We start from the raw sequence: 23,951 nt of genomic DNA, 5'->3' as shown, positions 1-23,951 counted from the left end.
TGCCCTCGACGTACCCGTTCAGGATGGCCTCCATCTTGATGAGCTGCGAGTTCATGTAGTTCGCGCCCGACTTGGACATGGCGGGCATGGTGTTGGGCGCCAGCCGGCTCCAGGAGGAGACGCACACGTCCACGCCCTCCTCGTCCCCGTGCCCCAGGTACTTTCCCCACTCATAGTTGGCGATGTAAACCTCGGTGGGCGAGTTGAAGGGGTTCACTCCCGCCTCGCCGTATCCCCGCAGGATGATGGGACGCAGGTAGCACGGCCAGATGCCGTTGGCTTTCACCAGTTCGACCATGCCCGCCACCAGGTCGTCGCGGGTGAAGTCGGTCTCGATGCGGTAGATCTTTGCCGAGTTCAGCAGTCGCTGGGCGTGCTCCGCCGCCCGGAAGATGGCCGGACCCTTGGGCTGGGCGTAGCAGCGGATGCCCTCGAACACCGCCGAGCCGTAGTTCACCACGTGCGACATCACGTGGATCTTGGCGTCGTCCCACGGAATCAGTTTCCCGTTGTGCCAGATCTTCTCCGACTTTTTGATCGCCATGTGGACGCTCCTCCACAGGATGGGTTCAGCGTACGAGCATTTTTTCCTTAAAGGGCCCGGGCGCAGCTCGATTATACCCGACCGTTCCCAACGTCAATCGACAGTTTTCCAGAGGCTCCGTGGCATCTGACTCCCCCGACCACGCGGGCATACAATCGCGCCCTTGGACTTGGGAAAGTTCAACCGGTTTGCCCGGAAGCGCGCATCTAACCGAGGGACGGTCGAGACCCAGGAGGAAGCGATGAGACTACGTTCGGTGTGGGTGCGCGGGGTGGCCGCGGCCATGATGGTTCTGATGGTGGCGCCGCAACTGCTCGAGGCGCGCTACCAGGCCAACCCCGGATGGAACCTGTTCTCGCGCGACCAGGAGGTGCAGGTGGGCAGGGAAGCCGCCGCCGACGTCGAGAAGAAGCTCCCCCTCCTCAACGACTCCGACCCGGTCGCCCGCTACGTGCAAGGACTGGGGGCCCAGTTGGCCTCCCACGCCCCGGGGCAGCAGTATCCCTACACCTTCAAGGTGGTCAACCAGAAGGAGATCAACGCCTTCGCACTGCCCGGCGGGCCGGTGTACGTGAACCTGGGCACCATCCAGGCGGCGGAGAACGAGGCGCAACTGGCGGGCGTGATGTCGCATGAGATTTCGCACGTGGTGATGCGCCACGCCACCTCGTCGGCCACCAAGCAGATGATGGCGCAGGCGCCGCTCACCATCCTGGGCGGGCTGATGGGCCGGGGCATTGGCGCGCAGCTGGTGCAGTTGGGCATCTCCTTCGGCGCGGGCTCGTATTTCCTCAGGAACTCGCGCAAGGCGGAGTCGGAGGCGGACCTGGTGGGCGCCGACATCATGTACGACAGCGGCTACGACCCTCAGCAGATGGCCGTCTTCTTCGAGAGGCTGGGAAAGCAAGGCGGCGGAAGTAGCTCACGCGGGACCCAGTTCTTCAGCGACCATCCCAATCCCGGCGACCGCGCAGCCTCCGTCTCCAAGGAAGTGAGGACACTGCCCACCAAGCAGTTCCAGACGGATAGCGCCGAGTTCCGCAGCATCAAGAGCACCGTGGCAGGGATGAGGTTGCCCACTTCCCAGGAGCTCGCGGCGCAACAACGGCAGGCGGGCGGGACCATGAGCGGCGCGCCTTCCAGCGAGATCACGCCCAGCTCTGACTACAAGAGCCTGGAGCACGACGCCTACACCATCTTTTATCCCGAGAACTGGCAGGTTTCCGGCGATAACACCTCAGCCGTGAGGATCGCGCCCCGGGCCGGGGTCGCGGAGGACGCCACCGCCTACGGCGTAATCATCAACGTTTATCAGCCCAAGGGCCGCGCGTCGCTCGACGACGCCACCCATCAGTTGATGGAGTCCGTGCACCGGTCGGATGCCAACCTGAAGGCCGTGGGGCACGACGAGGACATCCGGGTGAGCGGCATCCCGGGCAAGTCGGTGGACTTCATCGGAACCTCGCCCATCCGCGCCGCGGGCGGGGGCACGCAGCGCGAGCGCGACTGGCTGGTCACCCTAGAGCGCAAGGACGGCTCGCTGTTCTACCTGGTCTTCGTCTCTCCCGAAAAAGACTTCGACCAGATGCGCCCGGCCTTTGAGAAGATGCTGCGCAGCTTGCGCCTGAAGTAGTTTGTAAGGACCTAGCTGCTACGTCTTCTGCTTATGGGAAAGGGTTGCAGGTCATGCCCTGCGAGAGGATATGGGCCTACCCCTTTTTCAGCTCTACCAGCACCTGGCGAGCGACCTCTTTCAGCGTCTCGAAGACGCCCACCCCGCTATAGGCCACGGCCTCGAAGACCGGCTCGCCCTTCTTGACCAGTTCTTTTTTCAGGTTGTCCACGGGCAGGATGTTGGGTAGGTCGCGTTTGTTGAGCTGCAGCACGTAGGGGATTTTGGCGAAGTCGTAGCCGTGTTCTTTGAGATTGTCGTCGAGGTTCTGGAGCGCCTCGACGTTGGCGTCCATGCGGTCTTCCTGGGAGTCGGCGACGAACACCACCCCGTCCACTCCGCGCAGGATCAGTTTGCGGCTGGCGTCGTAGAACACCTGTCCCGGGACGGTGTACAGGTGGAAGCGGGTCTTGAAGCCGCGCACCGTGCCCAGGTCCAGCGGCAGGAAGTCGAAGAACAGGGTGCGGTCGCTCTCCGTGGCCAGGGAGATCATCTTGCCCTTCTGCTTGTCCCCGGTCTTGTCGAAGATCACCTGCAGATTGGTGGTTTTGCCGCCCAGTCCGGCTCCGTAGTAGACAATTTTGCAGTTGATTTCGCGGGCGGCGAAGTTGATGAAGCTCAAGCTTTCCTCAATCGGGCGCGCCGCGACGTGCCGGGCTGGGCGTGGCGCGCGGGGATTCCGACCCTTTTGTGCCGGGTACGGCCGGGACTTGGTCTTATATCACAAGCCGCCGCAGCCTTGTATGGATTCTAGCTCAAAGTGCTGTTGCTTCGCAGACTTCGGTCACTTTGGAAGTTACCAAAGTCGTGAAGAAGGGAATGCACTACCGCGTAGGGGGCAGCGGGTAGTAGCCGTTCTTGGCAAACACCCGCAGGCCGCCCCGGCGCACCTTGACCTCGATGCTGCGATAGGTGTTGGCGGCGGTCGCCCGGGTGGTGTAGCCCAGGGTGTACTGGTTGCGTGCCACCTCGGTCACCTTGGCGTAGGCCTGCTCGATGGAGTCCTGAGAGAATTCCTGGAAGATCTGCCCTCCCGTGGCCGAGGCGTACCGAGGAAGGAGGTTGCCGTAGCCCATGCGCGGGATGTGGATGCCCTCCAGCGTGCGGACGCCCGGGATGGCCGCGGAGTCCACGTTGATGGCGTAGACGGAGATCTCGTGGGAGAGCAGCACTTTCAGCACCTCGCCATAGCTGGCGCGGCTGCCGTACTCGCTGCCGTCGCTGATGACGAACAGGATCTTGCGGCGGTTGCGGTCGCGGCGCGCCAGATCCAGCGCCGCCGCCAGGATGGCGTCGTTCAGCACCTTCGACTCCCGCCGCGCCGTGGAGACGTGTGGGGCGCCCGGGTCGAAGGGGACGCCGTTGACGCTGGGCCCCGCCGCCATCGGCCCGCTGGTCACCGGCACGCCGCCCTGGCGGCCTGGCCGGCGCTCGCGCTTCAGCGCCGCCGAGAACTTGTCGTCCGCCACGCTATAGTCCAGGCGCTGCTCCACGCTGTTGCCGAAGGTGTACAGCGAAACCTCGTCATAGGCGCTGAAGGCCCCCACCAGGCTGGGCAGCGTCTCGTTCACCTTGCGCATCACCACGTCGGGCACGCCCAGGTCCAGCACCACCGCCGCGGAGAGCGGGAAGGGATCGCTGGTGAACAGCTTCAAGGGCTGCATCACCCCGTCCTCATAGACGGTAAAATCCTTGCGCAGCAGCCCGTCTACCAGGCGGTCGCTGCCGTCCTTGACCGTGACCGGAACGATGATGAAGTTCAAAGTCACGGACAGCTTGAACATCTCTTCCCGGTTGCCGGCGGTGCCCTCCGCCCGGCTGCCCGCCGGGGTGGTGGTCATCACCATGGGCGGCGCTTGGGGATTGGTTGACTCGGGAGCGGCTATCTCCGGCCGCGGGATGGGCTTGGCAGGAGGCGCCTCGGAAGGCGGCGGCAGCGGCGAGGCCTGCTTCTCCGGCTCCGGACGCTTGGTAGCCGAGGGTGCATCCGGCACTTCCTGAGCCGCCAGCCACGCGCCCAGGCTGAGCGCCATCAACACTCCAGCCAGCTTCCCGCCCCGTTTCCGCATGGCCTGTCCTTTTCCGGGTGGCGAGCCTGTCCCAACTCGCGCTCCCAGCATCTAAGATAGTCTAAACCACCCGGGGGTTTCAAAAGTGTTCCTGAAAAGCAAAAGGAAGTTCGCGGTGACGGCAGTGCTGGCCTTCGTCCTAGCCGCTTCGGCGCAGAATCCTCCCCCGCAGAAGGACGACCAGGGGACGGAAACCTTCAAAGTCAACGTGGACGTGGTCAACGTCTTCTTCAACGTTAAGGACAGCCACGGCGCCCTCATCCCCGGCCTGCTGAAGGATGACTTCGAACTCTCCGAAGACGGGGGCCCCCAGACCATCAAGTACTTCTCCGCCGAGTCCAACCAGCCCCTCACCATGGGCATCCTGCTGGACACCAGCCCCAGCCAGCAGCGTGTCCTGGGCATGGAGCAGGAGATTGGCGCCTCGTTTCTTCGCCAGGTCATGACCCAGAAGGACATCGCCTTCCTCATCAGCTTTGACTCGAATGTGGACCTGTTGCAGGACTACACCTCCGACACACGCCAGTTGCGCGAAGGCATGCGCAAGGCTCGCATCGGTGGCGCGGAGGTGGATATGGGGGGCGTGGGCGGCAACCCGGTGCCCACCCAGGGCTCGCGCGGTGCTACCAAACTGTATGACGCCGTCTACCTGGCTGCCCGCGAGCAGTTGGCGCAGGAGACGGGGCGCAAGGCCATGATCCTGCTCACCGACGGCGGAGAGAACGGCAGCAGGGTGGACCTGGCAGCCGCCACCGAAGCCGCCCAGAAAGCGGACGTCATCTGCTACGTGCTGCTGGTCGAAGATCGTTCCCAGCAATGGGCTTTCCAGGGCGATGGGTTGGTGAAGAAGCTCACTACCGAAACCGGCGGCCGGGTCATCGACGTCGGCAGCAACCCAGAGAAGCTGAAAGAGGCTTTCGACCAGATCTCCAACGAGTTGCGCAGCCAGTACAACATCGGCTATACCTCCACCAACACCCAGCACGACGGCAGCTTCCGCAAGATCGAGATTAAATCCCACAAGGGATACAAGATCCAGGCCCGCCGCGGCTACTACGCCCGCTCCCAGCAGTGAGGTGGGAGCGCGGGCCTTCAGGCCCGCGAAGAGAGCTTCCCTGAATGGAAGGGCTTTAGCCCCGGTCGGGGTACGCGTCCGCCTTACTGCGCCGGCGCGTAATAGCCCTTGCGGGAGCGGACCTTGAACTTCTTGTCCAGGGTGCTGATGTCGATGGTGCGGAAGCGGCCGTCGAAGGCGAAGGCGGCCGGCTTGTAGGCGATGGCGTACTGGCTGCGCAGCTCGTCCTGGATCTCGGAGAAGTAGTTGGCCACGTCCTCGATGTGGAAGGGGAAGAAGACGCGGCCGCCGGTGGCCTCCGCGATGCGCTCCAGCTCCTTGTCGCCGGGGCGCGCGCCGCTGCTGACGTTGGTGCTGATGGCGTACACCACCACCTCGGCGCGCAGCGCCATCTCGATGGCTTCCTCGCGCGTGGAGTGGCTCTGGTTGTCCTCGCCGTCGGAGAGCAGCACGACCGCCCGCCGCACCGTCAGCCCCGCGTCGGTCTTGGCCAGCTTGTCCCGGCAGGCGAAGTAGAGCGCGTCGTACAGCGCCGTGCCCCCGCCTGGCCGCAGCATCTGCACCCCTTTTCCCAATAGCTCGGTCTGGTCGGTGAAGTCCTGCGTCACCTCCGACGTGCTGTCGAAGCCCACCACCATGGCCTTGTCGAACTTCCGCCGGATGATCTGGCTGAAGAACTCGATAGAGGCCTCCTGCTCGAATTTGAAACGCTCGCGGACGGAACTGGAGGCGTCCACTAGCAGCGCCACCCGCAGCGGCAGGTCGGTCTCCCGGCGGAAGTGGACCAGCGATTGCGGCGGCCGCCCGTCGTCCATCACCTTGAAGTCGAACTCCGACAGGTTCTTCACGAAGCGCTTGCGCTTGTCGGTGACCGTGAACACCACGTTCACCTCGTCCACCCGCTTCCGGATGGTCTCCAGCTCCGGGCCTTCGCTCTTAGTCTCGGAAGCGGGAGCCGCAGGCGGGCTCGCCGCGTCTTTCAAAGCAGGCTGGGCTTCGGTCTTGCTCCCGGCCGGAGCGTTGGCTTTCGACGGATCCGGCTGCGGGGTCGGCGGCGGAGGGGCTGGCGGCGGAGGCTGCTTCACCGCCGAGGGCGCCGAGGGCAGCTCATTCTGGGCCAGCGCCGGCGCTGCCAGCGCCGCCGCACTGAGCAACAGCAAGATGCAGGAAACTTTCATCGCTGAATCCCCATTATATCCGCCTTCGAATCACTCTGGCGCGCGCAAGCGCTTCAGGAATCCTTCCAGCTCCGCCGGGAGCGGCTGCGAAAACGAAAGCGCCTTTCCGCTGCGCGGGTGCGTGAACTCGAGCGCCGCCGCGTGCAGGAAGTTCCGCTCCAGGGTCGGCCGCTGGCTCTTGCCGTCGCGGCTGCGTAGTTGCCGGGGCGCGCCGTAGAGCGCGTCGCCCACCACAGGATGCCCCAGCGAGGCCAGGTGCACGCGGATCTGGTGCGTCCGCCCGGTGGCGATGGTCACTTCCACCAGGGAAAACTTTCCCCAAGGAGTCTCCAGTCGCTCCCGCACCCGGTAGCGGGAGAGCGCCGCGCGCCCGCCGGAGCGGCGGGTGGTCATGCGCGTCCGCCGGATGCGGTCGCGGGCGATGGCCTGCTCCACCGTGCCCTCGTCTCGCTTTACCCAGCCGTGCACCAGGGCCACATATTTCTTGTGGACCTCGCGCGCGGCGAACTGAGCCGCCAGCTTGCGGTGCGCGACGTCGTCCTTGGCCACCACCATCAATCCGCTGGTCTGCTTGTCCAGGCGGTGCACGATCCCCGGACGCATCTCGCCGCCCACCGCGGAAAGCGCCGCGAAGTGGTGCAGCAGCGCGTTGACCAGCGTGCCGCGATTCCGCGCCTCGTCCGCCCGCCCTGCGCTCGCGTGCACCATCATCCCTGCCGGTTTAGACACCACGGCCAGGGAATCGTCTTCGTAGACGACATCCAGCGGGATGTCTTCGGGAATCGCGCGCAGCGGCGGGACCTCGAGCGGCCCCAGCAGCGTGATCGTCTCATTCCCCTTCAGCCGCAGCGATGCCTTCGCCGCCGCGCCGTCCACTTCGACCTTGCCCTGCTGGATGAGTTGCTGCACGCGCGCCCGGCTGACCTCGACGAGCTGCGCCGCGAGGAACTGGTCGAGCCGGCGGCCGGCTTCTTCCGGCGCTACCCGCAGCCGGGTTGGGTGCTTGGTTTCCTGCATGGCAGGGAAGAAGGATTATCGCGCAGCGGGGGCCGCGGCGGGCGCTCCCGCGCGCCGCATCCACAAGGCGCCGCCCACGATCACCATGAGGATGGAAATGAATTGGGATCCGCTCATCGCGCCGCCGAAGACCGTGCCCCGTCCCGGGTCGTCGCGCAGGAACTCCAGGAAGTAGCGGGCGAAGCCGTAGAGGAACAGGTACGCGCCGATCACTTGGCCGTCGAACTTCTTGTGCTTGAACAGCCAGAGCAGGATGAAGAAGTTTGCCAGCTCCACCAGGAACTCATAGATCTGCGTGGGATGCAGCGGGATGCCCAGCGGCGTCCCCACCACCTGGTTAGCGATGGGATTGGTGAAGATCACGCCCCAGGGCAGGTCGGTGTGCTTGCCGTAGCAGCAACCGGCGGCGAAGCAGCCCAGGCGCCCGAAGGCGTGTCCTAGGGCCACCCCGGGAGCGAAGGCGTCGCAGGTCTTGAGCACCGGCAGCCGGTGGTGGCGGACATACCAGACGGAGACGGCGAGCGCTCCCAGCAGCCCGCCGTACCAGATGCCGCCCGCCTGCAGGGTGGCCAGGCTGAAGATCTCCCCAGGATGGGTCGAGTAGTGGTCCCAGTCCTGCAGCACGAACAGGATCTTCGCCCCCAGGACTCCAGTGAGGATGGCGTAGATGCCCAGGTTCCAGGCTCTGTCCGGATCAATGCCCTGGCTCCGCGCCAGCCGGACGTTGATGGAGAGGCCGACAATCAGCCCCAGCGCCGCCATAACGCCATAGGTGGGCACGCCGAAGTCGAACCAAGCGGTGCGGAGGTGGAAAAGGACGGGAAGCACGCTGCTGGATATTTTACCAGTGCAAAAGGAAAAAGCCGACCCGCGGGGCCGTGAGGTAGGGCCGTTTCATGAACCCGTCGCTAGACGGTGGGTGCCCTCCGCGGCCCTTTAGGCATTTCCGCGTGGCGGAACATTGCACACCGGGCCGATCGAGTCAGGCTCCCGTTCGTTAAATGTTGGTTCAAAAAACGGTTCCCAGCCAGCACAAACTTTGCAGGCCAGCTCTTCGAGGCCGATGCTAGGAGAATTCCCCTGTGAATGGCAAGCCTTTCGGCGAAAATAGTTGGCATCGCGCTTGCTGGAGTTCTACCGAGCGCCGGACCCGCCCTCGCGGTAAAATGTCCCGTCCGGCATTTCGAGCGGAGGGTGGAGGAGAGGTTCGATGCGCGTGGTTCGTTGGATGTGGTGCGCGGCCCTGGCTGTGATTCTTGTCTTGCTGACCGAGCCTCGGGCCTACGCTTACACCGATCCCGGCTCCGGGGCGCTGCTCTGGCAGACGCTGGTCGCGGCCTTCATCGGCGCCGGCTTCTACTTCCGCAAGCTCCTCTTCCACTTCATCTCCAAGAAGAAGATTGAAAAAGACGAAGAGTAAGGACGCGGCGGCATGAGCCCGCTTGTCCCTCAAAGCGCGCCTGCTGCCTCCTTCCGCGATCCTGCGGGACAGCTCTTCCGCTTTCCCGGGCACATCGTGCGCGCCGTGCTCCCGGAGGGCGCAGCCGATCTCAACGCCTTCCTTGCTTCCGCCGCCGCGCGCAAGTTCGCCGAGTCCGGCAATCTGGTGCGGACAGAAGTCTTGAGCGCCGAGCAGCTCACCGAAGCCATCGGCGCCGTTGAATCGCAGTCGCTGCGCGCCGGTTTTCCGGGCGCCACCTTCCTCGAGCACGAGCGCGTGCCGTTCCCCTCGTTCCCCTACGAGTGGCCGCCGGAGATGCTGCACGCCGCCGCCGCTCTCACCCTCGACTTGGCCGAAGCCCTGCTGGAAGAAAGCCTGGGACTGAAGGACGGCACGCCCTACAACGTCCTCTTCCTCGGCAGCCGCCCGGTCTTCGTCGACGTGCTCTCGGTGGAGCGGCGTGAGCCCGGCGACGCCACCTGGCTGCCCTATGCGCAGTTTGTGCGCACCTTCCTGCTGCCGGTCGCTGCAGCGGAACGCCTCGGCCTGCCGCTCGACCAGTCGCTCCTGGGCCGCCGCGACGGTCTCGAGCCCGAGGACGTCTACCGCATGTGCGGCGCGCTGCGCAAACTTCGCTCGCCCTTCCTTACCCTGGTCACGCTGCCCACCTGGTTGGGAGCGCGGCAGGATCCTGATGATCACAGCGTCTACCAGAAAAAGCTGCTCGCGGATACCGAGAAGGCGCGCTACATCCTGCGCTCGCTTTTGCGCGGCCTGCGCAAGTCGCTGGCCAGGGTCGCGCCGCGGGCAGGGAAGCATTCGACTTGGTCCGAATACATGGCCGCAGACAACAACTACTCCCGCGAACACTTCGCCGCCAAGCAGGCGTTCGTGGACGCCGCGCTCAAGGAATTTCAGCCCCGGCGGGTCTTGGACGTCGGCGCCAACACCGGACATTTCAGCGCTCTGGCCGCGCGCTCGAGCGCGAGCGTCGTCGCCGTGGACTCCGACCCGGTGGTCGCAGGCGAGATCTGGCGCAACGCTCACAACGAGAAGCTGGACATCCTGCCGCTGGTGGTCAACCTGGCGCGGCCCACGCCCCCGACAGGATGGCGCACCCGCGAGTGCCCCGGCTTCCTGGAGCGCGCCCGCGGCGGCTTTGACGCCGTGCTGATGCTCGCCGTCATCCACCACATGCTGGTCACCGAGCGCATCCCGCTGGCCGAGATCCTCGCGCTCGCCGCCGAGCTCTCCACCAACCTCGTGGTCGCCGAGTACGTGGACCCGCAGGACTCCATGTTCCGCCGCCTCACCCGCGGCCGTGAGCATCTGCATCGCGACCTCAACCAGCAGGTGTTTGAAAACGCCTGCCGCGCCCACTTCGAGATCGTGCGCTCGCAGCAGCTCGAGGGCACGCATCGCCGCCTCTACCTCCTGCGCCGGAGCGTCCGCGCCTGATGCTCCGCGACCTTCTCATCGCCCTCTCGCTCTCCAATCGGCGACAGTCCCACAACGTTTTCAAGAAGTAGCGCCGGTTGAAGGGGACTATCCCGCCCGGCGTACGTCCTGCAAGGCCTCGTCGAGGGCGCTGGAGAGCTCGCGGGCGCGCTGATCGAAGTCGCCGGCGATGTCGTCGTACTTGCGCTTGAGGATGTGGTATTCGTCTGCGATGTTGAGCGCCGCCAGCACCGCCAGCCGCAGGGAATCCACGGTCGCGGTTTGCTGCGCCACGGTGCGCATCCTGCCGTCCACGAAATCGGCCAGCTTCTTGATGTATTGCGGATCGGAGCCGCGCAGGTTGTAGGTTTGATCGTAGATCTCGACGCGCACGCTATCGTCGTTCGACTTGGCCACCGGCTCCTCCGGCCGCCCCGAATGGGATTCGGGGACGCGCCTCGGTTGATTATCGCCCGCTTTCGTCCGCCGTCAAGGCTTCAATCTGCTTGAGCAGCTTCTCCATCCGGCTGCGGACCTCTTCGCGTTCGCGCCGCAGGGCGACCATCTCGTGCCGCAGCGAGCCCAGTTCGTCGGCGCGATCGGCCATTTGCTGCCGTACCCTGGCCACATCGCGCTCCGCGGCTTCCTTGGCCGCGCGCGCCACCTTCAGCGATTCGATGGCGCGATAGACCTTCTGTTCCAGGGAGTTGAAATCATCGGCGCGGATGGGGGCAGCGGACTCGCGGATCGCCTTGACTGCCATGATGGCGGTTCTTCCTCAGTGCTTAAGAATTCTTTCCGACCGCGAGCGCAGTATAACCCAGAATCCTGTGGAAAGAATGTTGCGCCGCGCTACTGGATGCGCGGCATCTGGCCCCACGCCTTCCAGAAGGCCTGCATCTCCGCCGGCCGCCCCAGCGAGACCCGCAGATAGGTCTCCATGGGCGGGAACGGCCGCCCTACAAGGATGTTCTGCGAGCGGAAGTGCGCGATCACCTCGCGCACCGGCCGCCCCGTGTGCATCATCACGAAGTTGGCCTGCGAAGGGACGAGCGACACCTTCCTCGCCTGTGCCTGCCGCACGAACTCGGCCCGGTCGTCTGCATTGCGCTTGGCTGCGGCGTGCATGGCGGCCGAGTCCTCGAGCGCCGCTATCGCCCCGTGCAGCACCATCTGGTTGCCGCTGTCGAAAAGTCGGTGGGGACGCATGGCTTCCGTCACCTTGAGCGGCGCCACGCTGTATCCTAGCCGCGCTCCCGCCAGGCCATAGACCTTGGAGAACGTCCGCGCCACCAGCATCTGCTCGCTCTCCACCGGCCGGTCGAGGAAGCTGGTGTACTCGGGCGAGTCCACGAAGTGGTGGTAGGCCTCGTCCATCAGCACCACCACCCCCGCCGGCAGCTTCTTGAGGAAGGTTTCCAGGTCGCTGCGCGGCGTAAGGCTGGCGGTGGGGTTGTTGGGATTGCAGATGTAGACCAGCCCGGCGCCGGAGCCGCAGGCCGCCAGCATGGCGTCCAGGTCATGAGCCGAGTTCTTGTCCAGCGGGACGCGTACCACCTCCGCCCCCACCGAGCGCGCGTACGCCCCCAGAGCCTCGAACGTAGGCGAGGCCTGCACCAGTTTCTTCCCCGGCCCGGTAAAGGCGCTGGCCGCGATCTTCAGGATCTCCCCCGAGCCGCAGCCCGCCAGCACCTGCTCCGCCTTCACCTTGTGCAGCGCGGCCACGCGCTCGACGAAGCGGTCGTCCTCGGGATAGCGGTTGCTCTCCTCGAGGGCCCGCTGCATGGCGGCATGCACGCTGGGGAAGGTGCCGTAGGCGTTCTCGTTGGAGTTGAGCAGGATGGGCCCGCCCGGCTGGGCCGCGCGCGGCGGCTCGGCGAACAGCAGCGATTCGCCCAGCGGCAGCGCCGAGACGGCGCCCGCGGCCACGGCTCCGAACCCAACATTGCGAAGAAAGTTTCGGCGGGATACGGACATGGCAGCGGCCTCCAGGAAAAGTCCGGGGAATTGTAGGACGGAAGCTGTCCTCGCGCCAGTATTGAGCTGACAAACAGGAAGGTCGCGCTACTCGCGGACCCTCTATTCGCGAATCATGCGCCGCATGGTGCGTTGGAGCTCGCGCAGGGTGTTGTCGCTGCGGAAGGTATGCACGTAGGTCAGCCCCGGCTGGTTGAACAAGTAGACTGAGATGTCCTCCAGCTTCCCCCGCGTGACTTCGCTGGGCTTGAGCGGGAAGCGCTTCAACACGAAGTGGTTCTCCTGGGCCCAGCGCGCTTCCTTGGCGATCCACTCGGTCTGGTCGTTGTCCAGCAACGAGACCACGGCCCGCACCCCGGCCTTTTTCAGCACTTCCACTTCCGCGTCGGTCGGATACGGCCCCAGCACCACCGAGTCGTTCACTGTCATCAGCGGGCCGCGCGTGAACATGTCCTGGCCGAGGGGAGAAGCGATCAGGGCCTCGCGGCCACCCAGCGCCTTGTCCAGCTCCAACGCCCAATTGTCGGCCTGGGAGCCCACCACGTACACCTTGCGGTCATCTTTCTTGAGATACTCGGCCAGCCGCTGGACGGCTCCCGGGTCTGGCGCCGTGCGGTCGAGCGGCCGCTCGGTCAGGACGAAGTTGTAGTCCTGGCTGATCTGTTTCATCTTGCCGATCATCCCGCGTTCCTCGGGGTTGTTCGGGTTGAGCGTGGAGACCACTTCGCGGATGCCGTGCCGCAGGATGATCCCGAACCATTCCTCGTCGCTGGGGAAGGGGCCCACCACGATGCGCGTGCCCTCGTAGCTGAAGAGTTGGCCGCGCTCCAGGTGGTCGGGCAGCTCGTGATTCTCACCCGCCTCCTCCGCCGAGCTGCCGTAGCCCGCCATGCGCCGCACCAGGTTGGCGCGGTGCTGTCCCAGGTAGCAGTGCACGTAGTAGCGCTCGTTGGACTGCTGGATCAGTTTCTGGATGCCGGCGAGCGCCGCCTTGTTCTCCGAGATCCAGGGCAGCATAGGGAAGGAGTAGACCTTCAGGCCCAATTCCGCTCCGTTCTTCTTCTCCTCCTCCAGCAGGACCTCTTCAAAGGGGATAACGGGATGCAGCAGGCTGATGATCCCGTCGTAGCCTTGTTCTTTCAGCAACTTGAGTTCGTCCTTGTCGGGATAGGGGCCGAAGCTGAAGCGCTGCGAAACCTCCTCGATCTTGGCTGTCCGTCCGGCCATCATCAAGGACTTGCCGTGCAGGAACTCGTGGAAGACGAAGCTGGCGGCCAGCGCCATCAACCCGGCCAGCGAAACCGCCGCAATCGGCCGCGCCGATTGCAACGTGAGGTGCGAGTACACCGTCGCCGCCAGAAACGAGAACAGCACCCATCCATAGACTACGAAGGAGAGCGTCTGGTCGATATCCGGCTGCGACCAGCCGCTGACCGCCAGCCTGTGCTCCAGCGGGACCATGCCGAAGAGCAGGAAGGCGCCTCCGCCGGCGAAGCCGAAGCTGCCGAAAAAGATCAGCCACAGCAGCCGGCGCTTCCAGGCGGACACTTCCCTGTTCGAACTCATCTCTGTGTCCTGTTACGCTTCGTAGTCTATCTCCGCCGTGGAACCGCAGCCAAGACGCCAGACGCTAAGCCCGCAGCTTCCCGCCCAATCCCTGGAGCGCCTGCACGATCGTCGCCGACCACCCGGCCACTTCGTCGTCGCGCAAGGTGCGCTCCGACGACTGGAAGGTGGCGCGCACGAGCATCGAATACTTTCCCGTCGGCGCCGCGCCCCCGGGGAGGACTTCCGCCGGACGCACGCTGGCCAGCTCCTTCAGCCCCAGCGCCGCGATGGCGCTGCGGATCTCGGCGAAGCGGGTGGCCCCGTCGAAAAAGAATGAGAAGTCGCGCTCCACCGCCGGGAAGCGCGGGATGGCCTGGTAGCGCGGCTCGCGCAGCGCCTGCCGGTAGAGTTGGTCGAGGTGGATCTCCGCGACGAAGACATCCTGGCGCAGCTTGCGCGCGGTGGCCATCTCCGGATGGATCTGCCCGAAGCGCGCCACCGTCGCGCCCCCCAGCACCGCCCGCGCCGAGCGCCCGGGATGGTAGGCCGGGCCGGCCTGCGCGTCGTAGGAAACATCGGAATGAGGGAAGGCCTCGAGCAGGACCTCCACGTCGCCCTTCAGGTCGAAGAACCCGTACGCCCGCGCGGCCTCGTGCGGCGATGCCGGATGCGCCTCGCCCGTCGCTCCCAGGCACAAGGTCTTGCGCTCTTCCGTTTTTGCGCCCGCCAGCAAATAGACGTTGCCGCTCTCGAACAGCCTTACGCTCCCCGTCCCCCGGTTCAGGTTCCACGCCAGCATCCCCAGCATCCCCGGGACCAGCGACGTGCGCATCGTGGTGGCTTCTTCGCTGATGGGATTGGCCAGTTCCACCGGCTTCGCGCTGGAGAAAGCCTCGGCATCCGCCCGCGTGATGAAGCTCAGCGAGATGGCTTCGTGATAGCCCAGCCCCAGCAGCGCGGCTCTCAGGCGCGCGTCTTTTGCCGCGTCCGGCAGCTCGACTACCGCTCCGGAGAACGCCGGCAGAGTGTTGGGGAAGCGGTCATAGCCGTAGATGCGCGCAATCTCTTCGATGAGGTCGATCTCGCGCTCCACGTCCAGCCGCCACGTGGGCAGCTCGACTATCAGCCCCGGCTCGGCGGCGGCTTTCTTCGCTTTCTTCGCGGCGGATACTTTCGGCCCGCGGCTCGGCGTGGTGGTGAATCCCAGCCGGTCGAGGATGCGCCGCACCTCGCGCTCCGGGATCGCCTGACCGAGGATGCGCTTGACCTGTGAGTGGCGCAGCCACACCGCCGGGCGCGCGATGCGCCGCGCCACGGCGTCGATCTCTCCGCCTTCGAGCGTCCCGCCGCCCGTCTCGAGAATCAGCTGTGCCACGCGCGCGCACGCCAGGGGCGTCGCGGCAAAGTCGGCGCCGCGCTCGAAGCGGTGCGAGGCGTCGGTGTGCAACCCATGCCGCCGCGCCGTCTTGCGCACCGTCACCGGGTCGAACCACGCCGATTCGATCAGCACGTTCTTGGTGCGCTCGGTGATCATGGTGTCGAAGCCGCCGATCACCCCGGCTATGGCCACGGCTTTCTTCCCGTCCGCGATCACCAGGTCTTCGGATGACAGCTTGCGCTCCGCCCCGTCGAGCGTCTTCAGCCGCTCGCCCTCCTTGGCCCGGCGCACGATGATCCTGCCGCCCTCCAGCAGGTCGAGGTCGAAGGCGTGCGTGGGGTGGCCCATCTCCATCAGGTTGTAGTTGGTGGCGTCGGCGGCGTTGTTGATGGGTCTTGCGCCACAAAGTTCCAGGCGCTGCGCAATATGGGCCGGCGACGGCTTGACGGTCACCCCGCGCACGATGCGCGCCGTGTACCGCGCGCAGCCCTCCCGATCCTCGATCTGGATGGCGAACTTGGCTTTGTCTTTGGTCGCGGGCAGCTTCGGCTGGATGGGCTTCAGGTCGAGGTCGTAGATAGCAGCGCACTCCCGCGCCACGCCGTAGTGGTTCATGGCGTCCACGCGGTTGGTGGTGATCTCGAGGTCCATCACCGCCTGCTCGCCCTCGCCCTCGATGGATTCCGGAGCCAGCCCCGCCCGCGTCAGCTCCTCGGCGAGCGTCGCCGGCGCCGCCTTCAGGGCAACAAACTCGCGCAGCCATGTGGGAGAGATCTTCATGCGAACTGCTCCAAGAACCGCACGTCCCCCTGGAAGAGCAGCGAGATGTCGTCGATCTCGTACTTCATCATGGCGATGCGGTCCACGCCCATGCCGAAGGCGAAGCCGGAGATCTTCTCCGGGTCGTAGCCGTTCGCCTTCACAAATCCGAAGACCGCCGGGTCCACCATGCCCGAGCCCAGAAGCTCGATCCATCCGCTCATCTTGCACATCCGGCAGGGCGTTTCTCCGATCCGTCCCTTGCCGTTGCACTTGAAGCAGGTGATGGCCACGTCGGCGCTGGGCTCGGTGAAGGGGAAGAACGACGGGAAGAAGCGCGTCTTCACGCTCGAGCCGAACAGCGCCTTCATGGCGTGGTCGAGCGTGCCCTTGAGGTCCGAAAAGGTGATTCCCGTATCCACCGCCAGCCCTTCTACCTGATGGAAGAGCGGCGAGTGGCTGGCGTCCGGCGTGTCGTGCCGGTAGACCTTCCCCGGGATGACGATGCGCACCGGCGGCGGCTGCTTCTCCATGGTGCGGATCTGTACCGGAGAGGTGTGTGTGCGCAACAGCAGCCGCTCGCGCAGCGGCTTCTGCTCCTGCCCGGCCACGAACAGCGTGTCCTGACTGTCGCGCGCGGGATGGTTGGGCGGAAAGTTCAGCGCCTCGAAATTGTAGTAGTCGGTCTCGATCTCCGGCCCTTCGCCGATGGAGTACCCCATGGCGCGGAAGACCGCGACGATCTCATTCATGGTGCGGAGGATGGGATGCTCCGCCCCCAGTGGTCGGCGGATGCCGGGCAGAGTGACGTCGAGCTTGTCGGCTGCGAGATGTTTCTCCATGGCGTCCTGCCAGTGCTCGCCAAGGTCACTTCCAAGCTCCAAAGAGAGGTCTTCCTTTCGGGCGATTGCCTTCTCGGCCTCAGCAATCCAAGCGTCGACATTGGCTTCGCGTACGATTGCAGGAAGGCTACGCAGCTTCGCCCTAGTTAACGCCTTCTGAACAGTGCTCTCTACATGCGGCTTCAGCTCATTCAGCCGCCGCCCGACCTCGCGCTTCGCCTCTGCCGGCGCCGCCTTCAGCCACTGGTCGTTGACTTGTGTGAGGATGCCGCTCTTGCGTCCCAGCCAGCGGTCGCGGAAGGCCTTGCCTCCCGCCTCGTCGAGCGGTGCCTGCGCTTCTGAGTCGAAGGCAGCGCGCAGGTCGGCGAACGCTTTTTCCAGCGACCCCTGGGAGTAGTTGTCGAGTTTTGGAACGGTGTACATATCCGCCGTGCGCCGCCGTCCCGGCGGCTGTCGCGTGGGCGTCTCGCCCACCGGGGTCCGAGGGCGGGACGCCCTCGACACAGCCGGCTGGAAGCCGGCGCTACTTTACAGGGTTTACGCCGCCCCTGCCGTTTTGGCTTGCTGGGCCAGGCTGGAGAACGCCGCCGGGTCCTTCACCGCCAGGTCGGCCAGGATCTTGCGGTCGAGCTCCACCCCGCTCTTCTTCAGCCCGTGGATGAACTGGCTGTAGCTCATCCCGTGCTGGCGGGCAGCGGCGCCGATGCGCACGATCCACAGCGAGCGGAACTGGCGCTTCTTCTGCCGCCGGCCGCTGTAGGCGAACTTCAGCGCCCGCTCCACCGATTCTTTGGCGGAACGGTGCAGCTTGGATTTGGTCAGGAAGTAGCCGCTGGCGCGCTTGAGGATCTTCTTGCGGTGCGCGCGGCGCTTGGTTCCACGTTTTACGCGGGGCATTTCGTCTCCTTTTTTCAAGAGAGACGTTGCGAACAACGTCTCTGCGGTTCATTCAGCGGCTGGAGGCAGGGACGATCCCGGAGCCTCTTCACGCGCTTGGTCAGCGACTAGCGCTGACGGTTGAATGCTAACTGCTAATACGGAATCATCCGCTTGATCTTGGCCTGGTCGGCTTTCGAGACCATGGTGTTCTTGTCCAAATGGCGCTTCTGCTTGGTTCCCTTCGAGGTCAGGATGTGGCGCGTGAACGCGTGCCCGCGCTTCACCCGCCCACTGGCGGTCTTGCGGAAGCGCTTGGCCGCGCCCTTGTGTGTCTTCAATTTCGGCATTTGTCTTTCCTCTGAGAACTGAGAACTGAGTACTGAGTACTGAGTACTAGGTACTGAGTACTATTTCTTCGGCGCCAGGATCGCGTGCAGCGTATTGCCTTCCATGCGCGGCTGGAACTCGACGATTCCTTTGTCGCCCACGTCCTTGATCAGGCGTTCGATCACGCCGCGCCCCAGGTCGCGGTGGCTCATCTCCCGCCCCCGGAAGCGCAGGCTGGCTTTCACCTTGTCGCCATCGGAGAGGAAGCGGATCACGTTGTTCTTCTTGAACTCGTAGTCATGCTCGTCCACGTTGATGCTGAACTTCACTTCCTTGAGGACGATGACCTTCTGGTGCTTCCTGGCGGAGCGCTCCTTCTTCTCCAGGTCGTAGAGGTACTTCCCATAATCCAGGATGCGGCACACCGGAGGGTTGGCCGTGGGGGAGATCTCTACCAGGTCGAGGCTCTTGGCCCGGGCCGCCTTCAGCGCCTCGAAGGGCGGCATGATCCCGAGCTGTTCTCCATCATCGCCGATCACGCGTACTTCGCGCGCGCGGATGCGCTCGTTCATGCGGATAAATCGCTTGTCGATACCGTCCTCCGGGAACCTGCGGGCGAAAAAAGAATCAAAATTATAACACGGGGACCGCGCCGGCCCGCCTCTCAGCGGCCTCCGCGTTCCCTCCGCGCTCTCTGCGGTAGGCCTTTTCTGCCGGGCGGTCGATACACGCCGTCAAGCCATCCGCGGAGACCCCTGTTACCCGCACCAGGGCCCAGCGATTGGCCTTATGGCTCCCCAGCAGTCGCATCTTCAGGTAGTTATCGGTCAGGGCCTCGGTGGATTCACCGTCGCCGCGGTCGAGCGTGATGGCGTCGAGCCTCCGCCCCACCAGCGACTCGCGGAACGCCCGGTTCTTCTCCGCCGCCAGCTCCCGCAGGATGCGGTTGCGCTCCCGCGCCACCTGCACCGGGACCTGCCCGGACATCGCAGCCGAGGGCGTCCCCGGGCGCGACGAGTAGGTGAAGACGTGCAGGTAGGTGAAGGGCAGGGAAGCGATGAATGCCCGGCTCTCTTCGAACAGCGCATCCGTCTCCCCGGGGAAGCCCACCATCACATCCGCGCCGATGGCGGCCAGCGGCATCGCCCGGCGGATCTTCTCCACTCGCTCGCGGTAGTGCCAGGGCCGGTACTTGCGGTGCATGGCACGCAGGATGTGGTCCAAGCCCGACTGCAGCGGCAGATGCGCGTGCTTGGCGATGCGCGGCTCGTTTGCCACCAGGTCGATCAACTCCTCCGTCCAGTCCATGGGCTCGACCGAGCTCAGCCGCAGCCTCTCCAACCCCGTTTCCTCCAGGACGGCCCGCACCAGGTCCTCGAAGCGCTCCGGCTTGGGGAAGTCGCGCCCCCAGCGCCCCAGGTTGATACCCGAGAGCACCACTTCGCGATATCCGGCCGCCACCAGTGCCCGCACCTCGCGCAGCGCCTCGGCGCGCGCCAGCGACCGGCTCTGCCCGCGCACCGCCGGGATGATGCAGAACGAGCAGCGGTTGTCGCAGCCGTCCTGCACCTTCAGGTTGGGACGTGTCTTCTCCGACGCGGTCTCGGCCGCGAACACCGGAGCGGCCAGCAGCTCGGTGTGAGCAAAAGCGAAGATGTCGCCGACGAGGATCTGGGAATCGAGTGTTCCAGTAATCGGGTGATCTGAAGACGCAGACAGCGCGCCAACTGGAACGAAGCTTCCCGCTGAGGGAGCGAGAACCTCCGCCACCTGATGCTTGTGGGAGTTGCCAACCACCCAGCGCACGCCGGGCAGCGCCGCCAGTTCCTGGGGCGCGCGCTGCGCGTAGCAGCCGGTCACCAGGATTCGGCACTGGGGATTCTCGCGATGGATGCGCCGGATGGCGGCGCGCACGTCCCGGTCCGCCGATTCGGTCACAGTGCAGGTGTTCAGGACCACCACGCCGGCGTCTTGGGGAGCGGCAGCGCGTGCCAGCCCGCGTTCCAGCATCTGGCGCTCCAGCGCGGCGCCATCCGCCTGCGTGGCTCGGCATCCGAAGTTTTGCAGATAGAAGGTCCCCACGGAGTGATTATAGGACCGGAAGAAAGCTGAACTCAGGCCTGAGCCTGGGTGGGCACGGTCCTGCGATGTTGGAAGCACTCGCGGCAGAACACCGGACGCCCCTGAGTGGGCTTGAAGGGTACGGTGGTTTCTTTCCCGCACTGCGAGCATACGGCCTGGGTCTCCACCTTGGAGTGCGTGCCGCCGGAAGCGCCCACACCCGTAGCCCGCTTGTTCTTGCAGGCCTTGCAGCGTTTAGGCTCGTTCTTGAACTGCTTGTCGTGGAAGAAGAGCTGCTCGCCGGCGGTGAAAATGAAGTCGGCCCCGCAGTCCACGCACTTCAAGACCTTATCTTGGAACTCCATCCCCCCAACCCCCACCCCTGGGAATCCTGAGACTGGCGGGAGGCGTCCGCGGGCGCGGACGCCTCCCCTCCCGTTATTCCTGGTCCCGGCGCGCCTTCTTCCGGTTGCGCTTGCGTGCCAGAGCCTGCTTCAGGCGCGATTTCTCGCCCGGCTTGAGGTAATAGGAGTGACGCTTGACCTCCTTGATGATGTCCTCTTGCTGGACTTTGCGCTTGAAGCGGCGAAGGGCGTTCTCCAGGGACTCGCCCTCCTGCAATCTCACTTCTGCCAAGTAAAACCACCCCCAAACTATTCCGGTAGGACGCCTAGTTATTGCAGCCTTTTCCAGCCAAGTCAAGGACTTAATGTGGACTTTAGGCCCATTTCTCGCGGTCTTCCCGCGCCTTCGCCGCCCCGCAATCCGGCCTCAAAACGTCAGCCGCAGCCCGATCTGCACCTGCCGCGGCGCGTAGGCTTTGGTGGGCGACAGGAACCGGGAGGAAAGCTGGTAGCGCGCCGGGAACTGACTGAATCCAATGGTCTTACTATTTGGAACAAAGTCGCCAGCGGTGTTCAGGAAGCCGTCGTCGCTCAAATCCACCCGCAGGTTCTCCCGGTTCATCAGGTTGCCGTGATGCTGAGCGGCGCCGGCTTGATGGTGAAGTCGGTCCCGTTGTTGATGATGTTGTAGTTGTTCAGCACCCCGGCGGTAGTGGGTCAGTTTCCGATAAGCCCGTAATACGCCAAGTGAGCGACGCCTTTCCCTGGGAACTATAATGGCGCGCGGATGGCCCTCACCTCCGGCACCAAACTCGGGCCCTACGAAATCCTTTCACCTGCGGAAGCGGGTGGGATGGGCGAGGTCTATCGCGCCCGCGACACCCGCCTCGACCATATCCAGCGCATCGTGGCATGGTTCAACCAGCACCTGCAATAGTCGTTAGAATCAGTCGCACACGGAGCCGTGAAGGTACCCGCCATGTCAAAGCTGTTCATCGCAATTTCATTTGGTTTCCTTCTAATAGGTTGTTGCGTTCCGACGCCTGCCTGCGCACAAGAGGGCAGCAACCAATTGCCGATTCGCAGTCCGCGTGTCGTCGCTCTGGAGAAGCAATTAGAGTCCGGGGACGTGGCCGCGCTCGACAGTTTCTGGAGTGAGATCAAGCAGCAAGGTGCCCCACTGGTGGAACCCATTTCAGGCGATGACAAACATGTCCTCGTGACGTTTCTCTGGCGTGGCGGGAGGGAAACCAAAAACGTCGGTCTTTTCTCGGATCTTCTCGGCGCCGCCGAAGCACCGGAGAAAAACCTGTTGGTAAATTTGCCGGGCACTAACGTCTGGTTCAAGACCTACGCGGTCCGCAAAGGCGGCCGCTTCGCTTATTACCTCTCGCCTAACGACTCGCTGCTTCCCTATGATCAGCGCAAGGGCAAGGACTGGGACACGTTGCAGCCGGATCCGCTAAATCCGCGCCACTTCGTGACGCACTATGAGCAACGCGATAAGGTCAGTTCTCTCGTGGAACTTCCCGGCGCGGCTCCTGTCCCCGCATGGCTCGGGGCGCGGCCGGATGTCCCAAGCGGACGCACCGAGGTGCAACACCTGAGCAGCAAGATTCTCGGCAACGAACGCCGCTTCTGGGTCTACACACCGCCTGGCTACACTGCGGACGGCAAACCTTACGACCTTTTGGTGCTCTTTGACGGCGGGGCGTACGCCAGGACGATTCCAACTGCGACCATCATCGAAAACCTCCTGGCGGCTGGCCGCATTCATCCCCTAGTTGTTTTGATGGTAGACCAGAAAAATCGCAATATTGAACTGACCTGCAATGAGGCCTTCAACGAGTTTTTGGTTCGTGAACTGATGCCGTGGGTGCACGAACACTACCACGTCTCCTCGAATCCTGCCGAGACGATTGTCGGAGGCTTCAGCGCCCGCGGGCTCGCGGCGGCTTTTGCTGCGCTGCGGCATCCCGAAATCTTTGGAAATGTTCTCTCGCTATCAGGGTATTTCTCCTGGGACCCAAGGGAAGACCAGGCGGTAGATGAGGAGGACCTTGAGTGGGAGTGGATCATCCGGCAATTCGCTGCAAGCCCCCAATTACCGCTCCGGTTCACCCTCACGGTGGGCCTGTTTGAACGCTTTCACCGTGAAAAACTTCCGGACATGCCCACCTTGCTTCAGTCCAACCGGCACATGCGAGACGTCCTGCTCGCAAAGGGATACCCGCTCAACTACAGAGAGGTGCCAGGCGGCCACGAGGTTTATGCTTTCGAACTTGCGCTGCCCGATGCTCTGATGTCGGTCGTCGGTACGCGTGCTCGGGATAAATAAGCAGCATCCCATTGAGCCGTACTTTGTAAGCACCCGCTATCCAGACAGAGAGCGATAAACGGGCTACTCTTAGCACTGCCTATGCCCCGCTTGCCGCAGGAGTCGCAGGTGCGAAATAGGCGGGCGGCGTCGCCGACTCGGAAGATATCAGTGTGCCAGGCGTCCACTTGGATGGTTTGTTTGAATGCATAAGTAGTGAGGAGCGCTTGGTGTACAAGAACTGAACTCAGCAAGGCTGCTGATTCAGAGTCAAGCCAAGGAGGCTCCTCACGGACATACGTATTACATTGGCCTGGATGTTCACAAGAAGACCATCAGCTAGTGCGTAAAGGATGTGAGCGGTCAGGTTCACACCGAGGGCGCGATTCTGGCCACCCGCGCGGAGCTGGACCGGTGGATGACGACTCTGCCGCAACCGTGGACGGCCGCCATGGAAGCGACGATCTTCACGGGCTGGATCTACGATCGTGTGTTCCCGCAGGCGGCGGGGTTTTAGGTTGGTTCTGCGTCGTCTTAGGCCTAAATGCATGGTTTTCGGCAGCTATTGGACCCAAATTGGACCCAAGTTTGTTGCTGTTCCATCTTCCTACCCTCTCCAGTTGAGCAGTCTGTGTATGATGTGCGGCGCATGACGATTCCGATGTCTACCATTGCCGAACGTCGCGAGTTCGGTAAGTCGCGCCGCCAAGTCGTGCATCGCGTGGATCAGTGCGAGTGGAAGACGGCGAAGAACCGTCCCGATGCAGTGGACCTGCTGGTCGTCGCCAGCGAGGACCGGATCGCCGAGTTATTGCCAATTCGCTGGACGCGGATGGCGGCTTCGCCGCTCGGATTCTTTCGCGGGAATGTGCCGCTGATGGCATTCGATCTGGCACAGCTGCCCACGACCGGTATCGAGGTTCAGATCTGCGGTGACGCCCACGTGCGCAACCTGGGCGTGTTCGCCTCGCCCACCGGCGCTCTCGTCTTCGACATCAACGATTTCGATGAGACTATGCCAGGCCCATGGGAGTGGGACCTCAAGCGGCTCGCCGCGAGTCTGGTGCTGGCCGGGCGCGCTGCAGG

The 23,951-nt window shown here is 64.3% G+C and carries 27 protein-coding genes and 1 other RNA gene; 8 read left to right on the top strand and 20 right to left on the bottom strand.

The annotated features are described in order from the left end of the window. The coding region (locus tag VGQ94_01360; GenBank protein ID HEV2021154.1) for an aminotransferase class IV at nt 1-544 on the bottom strand (544 nt) is incomplete at its 3' end. Between the two features lie 241 nt (nt 545-785). On the opposite strand from VGQ94_01360, the gene VGQ94_01355 reads away from it, so the two are divergent. Then, entirely contained in the window at nt 786-2,177 is a 1,392-nt protein-coding gene (locus tag VGQ94_01355; GenBank protein ID HEV2021153.1) for a M48 family metallopeptidase, read from the top strand. 76 nt (nt 2,178-2,253) lie between these two features. On the opposite strand, the gene VGQ94_01350 is transcribed toward VGQ94_01355, so the two are convergent. After that, nucleotides 2,254-2,838, bottom strand: coding sequence for a GTPase domain-containing protein (locus VGQ94_01350; protein ID HEV2021152.1), 585 nt, complete (start codon nt 2,836-2,838; stop codon nt 2,254-2,256). Nucleotides 2,839-3,040: 202 nt separating this feature from the next. Next, the gene (locus VGQ94_01345) at nt 3,041-4,285 is read right to left on the bottom strand and encodes a VWA domain-containing protein (protein HEV2021151.1); all 1,245 of its coding nucleotides are present in this window, start codon (nt 4,283-4,285) and stop codon (nt 3,041-3,043) included. Between the two features lie 115 nt (nt 4,286-4,400). On the opposite strand from VGQ94_01345, the gene VGQ94_01340 reads away from it, so the two are divergent. After that, nucleotides 4,401-5,360, top strand: coding sequence for a VWA domain-containing protein (locus tag VGQ94_01340; GenBank protein HEV2021150.1), 960 nt, complete (start codon nt 4,401-4,403; stop codon nt 5,358-5,360). An 83-nt stretch (nt 5,361-5,443) separates the two neighbouring features. Here VGQ94_01340 and VGQ94_01335 read toward each other — a convergent pair whose 3' ends face one another. From VGQ94_01335 to ssrS, 4 genes are all read right to left on the bottom strand, one after another. Next, entirely contained in the window at nt 5,444-6,538 is a 1,095-nt protein-coding gene (locus tag VGQ94_01335; GenBank protein ID HEV2021149.1) for a VWA domain-containing protein, read from the bottom strand. Nucleotides 6,539-6,568: 30 nt separating this feature from the next. After that, nucleotides 6,569-7,555: an RluA family pseudouridine synthase gene (locus VGQ94_01330; protein HEV2021148.1), complete on the bottom strand. Its 987-nt coding sequence runs from the start codon at nt 7,553-7,555 to the stop codon at nt 6,569-6,571. A 15-nt stretch (nt 7,556-7,570) separates the two neighbouring features. Continuing rightward, nucleotides 7,571-8,383 carry a prolipoprotein diacylglyceryl transferase gene (gene lgt, locus VGQ94_01325; GenBank protein ID HEV2021147.1) on the bottom strand — a complete coding sequence of 271 codons (813 nt, stop codon included), beginning with the start codon at nt 8,381-8,383 and terminating at the stop codon, nt 7,571-7,573. Nucleotides 8,384-8,416: 33 nt separating this feature from the next. Continuing rightward, a non-coding RNA gene (gene ssrS, locus VGQ94_01320) (6S RNA) lies at nt 8,417-8,606 on the bottom strand. Between the two features lie 159 nt (nt 8,607-8,765). Between ssrS and VGQ94_01315 the strand changes: the two genes are divergently transcribed. Together VGQ94_01315 and VGQ94_01310 are read left to right on the top strand one after the other, a co-directional pair. Further along, nucleotides 8,766-8,975 carry a hypothetical protein gene (locus VGQ94_01315; GenBank protein ID HEV2021146.1) on the top strand — a complete coding sequence of 70 codons (210 nt, stop codon included), beginning with the start codon at nt 8,766-8,768 and terminating at the stop codon, nt 8,973-8,975. Between the two features lie 12 nt (nt 8,976-8,987). Beyond that, nucleotides 8,988-10,454: a methyltransferase domain-containing protein gene (locus VGQ94_01310; protein ID HEV2021145.1), complete on the top strand. Its 1,467-nt coding sequence runs from the start codon at nt 8,988-8,990 to the stop codon at nt 10,452-10,454. 87 nt (nt 10,455-10,541) lie between these two features. Here VGQ94_01310 and zapA read toward each other — a convergent pair whose 3' ends face one another. The 13 genes from zapA to VGQ94_01245 all read right to left on the bottom strand — a co-directional run bounded on the left by zapA (nt 10,542) and on the right by VGQ94_01245 (nt 21,170). Continuing rightward, a complete protein-coding gene (gene zapA, locus VGQ94_01305; protein ID HEV2021144.1) occupies nt 10,542-10,850 on the bottom strand; it encodes a cell division protein ZapA in 309 nt (102 codons plus the stop codon). A 49-nt stretch (nt 10,851-10,899) separates the two neighbouring features. After that, the gene (locus VGQ94_01300) at nt 10,900-11,196 is read right to left on the bottom strand and encodes a hypothetical protein (protein ID HEV2021143.1); all 297 of its coding nucleotides are present in this window, start codon (nt 11,194-11,196) and stop codon (nt 10,900-10,902) included. An 89-nt stretch (nt 11,197-11,285) separates the two neighbouring features. After that, nucleotides 11,286-12,410 (bottom strand): aminotransferase class I/II-fold pyridoxal phosphate-dependent enzyme, encoded by a 1,125-nt coding sequence (locus VGQ94_01295; GenBank protein HEV2021142.1) that lies wholly within the window; start codon nt 12,408-12,410, stop codon nt 11,286-11,288. 102 nt (nt 12,411-12,512) lie between these two features. Then, nucleotides 12,513-13,976, bottom strand: a complete 1,464-nt coding sequence (locus VGQ94_01290) for a hypothetical protein (protein HEV2021141.1) — start codon at nt 13,974-13,976, stop codon at nt 12,513-12,515. A gap of 64 nt (nt 13,977-14,040) precedes the next feature. Next, nucleotides 14,041-16,116 carry a phenylalanine--tRNA ligase subunit beta gene (gene pheT / locus VGQ94_01285; protein ID HEV2021140.1) on the bottom strand — a complete coding sequence of 692 codons (2,076 nt, stop codon included), beginning with the start codon at nt 16,114-16,116 and terminating at the stop codon, nt 14,041-14,043. Then, nucleotides 16,113-17,360 carry a phenylalanine--tRNA ligase subunit alpha gene (gene pheS, locus VGQ94_01280; protein ID HEV2021139.1) on the bottom strand — a complete coding sequence of 416 codons (1,248 nt, stop codon included), beginning with the start codon at nt 17,358-17,360 and terminating at the stop codon, nt 16,113-16,115. The genes pheT and pheS overlap by 4 nt, the downstream gene beginning before the upstream one ends. 114 nt (nt 17,361-17,474) lie before the next feature. Further along, nucleotides 17,475-17,834, bottom strand: a complete 360-nt coding sequence (gene rplT, locus VGQ94_01275) for a 50S ribosomal protein L20 (protein HEV2021138.1) — start codon at nt 17,832-17,834, stop codon at nt 17,475-17,477. 134 nt (nt 17,835-17,968) lie between these two features. Further along, nucleotides 17,969-18,163: a 50S ribosomal protein L35 gene (gene rpmI / locus VGQ94_01270; GenBank protein ID HEV2021137.1), complete on the bottom strand. Its 195-nt coding sequence runs from the start codon at nt 18,161-18,163 to the stop codon at nt 17,969-17,971. Nucleotides 18,164-18,223: 60 nt separating this feature from the next. After that, nucleotides 18,224-18,715 (bottom strand): translation initiation factor IF-3, encoded by a 492-nt coding sequence (gene infC, locus VGQ94_01265; protein ID HEV2021136.1) that lies wholly within the window; start codon nt 18,713-18,715, stop codon nt 18,224-18,226. Between the two features lie 61 nt (nt 18,716-18,776). After that, entirely contained in the window at nt 18,777-20,225 is a 1,449-nt protein-coding gene (gene mtaB / locus VGQ94_01260; GenBank protein HEV2021135.1) for a tRNA (N(6)-L-threonylcarbamoyladenosine(37)-C(2))-methylthiotransferase MtaB, read from the bottom strand. A 32-nt stretch (nt 20,226-20,257) separates the two neighbouring features. Next, entirely contained in the window at nt 20,258-20,548 is a 291-nt protein-coding gene (locus VGQ94_01255; GenBank protein ID HEV2021134.1) for a CxxC-x17-CxxC domain-containing protein, read from the bottom strand. Nucleotides 20,549-20,642: 94 nt separating this feature from the next. Next, nucleotides 20,643-20,840, bottom strand: a complete 198-nt coding sequence (gene rpsU, locus VGQ94_01250) for a 30S ribosomal protein S21 (protein HEV2021133.1) — start codon at nt 20,838-20,840, stop codon at nt 20,643-20,645. A 135-nt stretch (nt 20,841-20,975) separates the two neighbouring features. Further along, nucleotides 20,976-21,170, bottom strand: coding sequence for a hypothetical protein (locus VGQ94_01245; protein HEV2021132.1), 195 nt, complete (start codon nt 21,168-21,170; stop codon nt 20,976-20,978). A 165-nt stretch (nt 21,171-21,335) separates the two neighbouring features. Here VGQ94_01245 and VGQ94_01240 point away from each other — a divergent pair, with 165 nt between their 5' ends. The 4 genes from VGQ94_01240 to VGQ94_01225 all read left to right on the top strand — a co-directional run. Further along, complete coding sequence (locus tag VGQ94_01240; GenBank protein ID HEV2021131.1) at nt 21,336-21,485, top strand: hypothetical protein; 150 nt, start codon at nt 21,336-21,338, stop codon at nt 21,483-21,485. A gap of 42 nt (nt 21,486-21,527) precedes the next feature. Continuing rightward, nucleotides 21,528-22,886 (top strand): alpha/beta hydrolase-fold protein, encoded by a 1,359-nt coding sequence (locus VGQ94_01235; GenBank protein ID HEV2021130.1) that lies wholly within the window; start codon nt 21,528-21,530, stop codon nt 22,884-22,886. A 334-nt stretch (nt 22,887-23,220) separates the two neighbouring features. Next, nucleotides 23,221-23,382, top strand: a complete 162-nt coding sequence (locus tag VGQ94_01230; protein HEV2021129.1) for a hypothetical protein — start codon at nt 23,221-23,223, stop codon at nt 23,380-23,382. A 132-nt stretch (nt 23,383-23,514) separates the two neighbouring features. Then, nucleotides 23,515-23,951: DUF2252 family protein (locus VGQ94_01225; protein HEV2021128.1), on the top strand; the 437-nt coding region annotated here is incomplete at its 3' end.

It is taken from the genome of Terriglobales bacterium, assembly GCA_035937135.1.
Classification (GTDB): Bacteria; Acidobacteriota; Terriglobia; order Terriglobales; family Acidobacteriaceae; genus DASYVL01.
This window is presented reverse-complemented; position numbering and strand designations above follow the sequence as displayed.

Coding starts and splice junctions, on each gene's coding strand:
- VGQ94_01300 (HEV2021143.1), bottom strand. CDS start 11,196: ATGGCAGTCAAGGCGATCCGCGAGTCCGCTGCCCCCATCCGCGCCGAT.
- infC (HEV2021136.1), bottom strand. CDS start 18,715: ATGAACGAGCGCATCCGCGCGCGCGAAGTACGCGTGATCGGCGATGAT.
- VGQ94_01240 (HEV2021131.1), top strand. CDS start 21,336: ATGGCCCTCACCTCCGGCACCAAACTCGGGCCCTACGAAATCCTTTCA.
- VGQ94_01335 (HEV2021149.1), bottom strand. CDS start 6,538: ATGAAAGTTTCCTGCATCTTGCTGTTGCTCAGTGCGGCGGCGCTGGCA.
- VGQ94_01290 (HEV2021141.1), bottom strand. CDS start 13,976: ATGAGTTCGAACAGGGAAGTGTCCGCCTGGAAGCGCCGGCTGCTGTGG.
- rpmI (HEV2021137.1), bottom strand. CDS start 18,163: ATGCCGAAATTGAAGACACACAAGGGCGCGGCCAAGCGCTTCCGCAAG.
- VGQ94_01235 (HEV2021130.1), top strand. CDS start 21,528: ATGTCAAAGCTGTTCATCGCAATTTCATTTGGTTTCCTTCTAATAGGT.
- pheT (HEV2021140.1), bottom strand. CDS start 16,116: ATGAAGATCTCTCCCACATGGCTGCGCGAGTTTGTTGCCCTGAAGGCG.
- VGQ94_01245 (HEV2021132.1), bottom strand. CDS start 21,170: ATGAACCGGGAGAACCTGCGGGTGGATTTGAGCGACGACGGCTTCCTG.
- pheS (HEV2021139.1), bottom strand. CDS start 17,360: ATGTACACCGTTCCAAAACTCGACAACTACTCCCAGGGGTCGCTGGAA.
- VGQ94_01355 (HEV2021153.1), top strand. CDS start 786: ATGAGACTACGTTCGGTGTGGGTGCGCGGGGTGGCCGCGGCCATGATG.
- VGQ94_01315 (HEV2021146.1), top strand. CDS start 8,766: ATGCGCGTGGTTCGTTGGATGTGGTGCGCGGCCCTGGCTGTGATTCTT.
- VGQ94_01310 (HEV2021145.1), top strand. CDS start 8,988: ATGAGCCCGCTTGTCCCTCAAAGCGCGCCTGCTGCCTCCTTCCGCGAT.
- VGQ94_01345 (HEV2021151.1), bottom strand. CDS start 4,285: ATGCGGAAACGGGGCGGGAAGCTGGCTGGAGTGTTGATGGCGCTCAGC.
- VGQ94_01330 (HEV2021148.1), bottom strand. CDS start 7,555: ATGCAGGAAACCAAGCACCCAACCCGGCTGCGGGTAGCGCCGGAAGAA.
- VGQ94_01295 (HEV2021142.1), bottom strand. CDS start 12,410: ATGTCCGTATCCCGCCGAAACTTTCTTCGCAATGTTGGGTTCGGAGCC.
- rplT (HEV2021138.1), bottom strand. CDS start 17,834: ATGCCCCGCGTAAAACGTGGAACCAAGCGCCGCGCGCACCGCAAGAAG.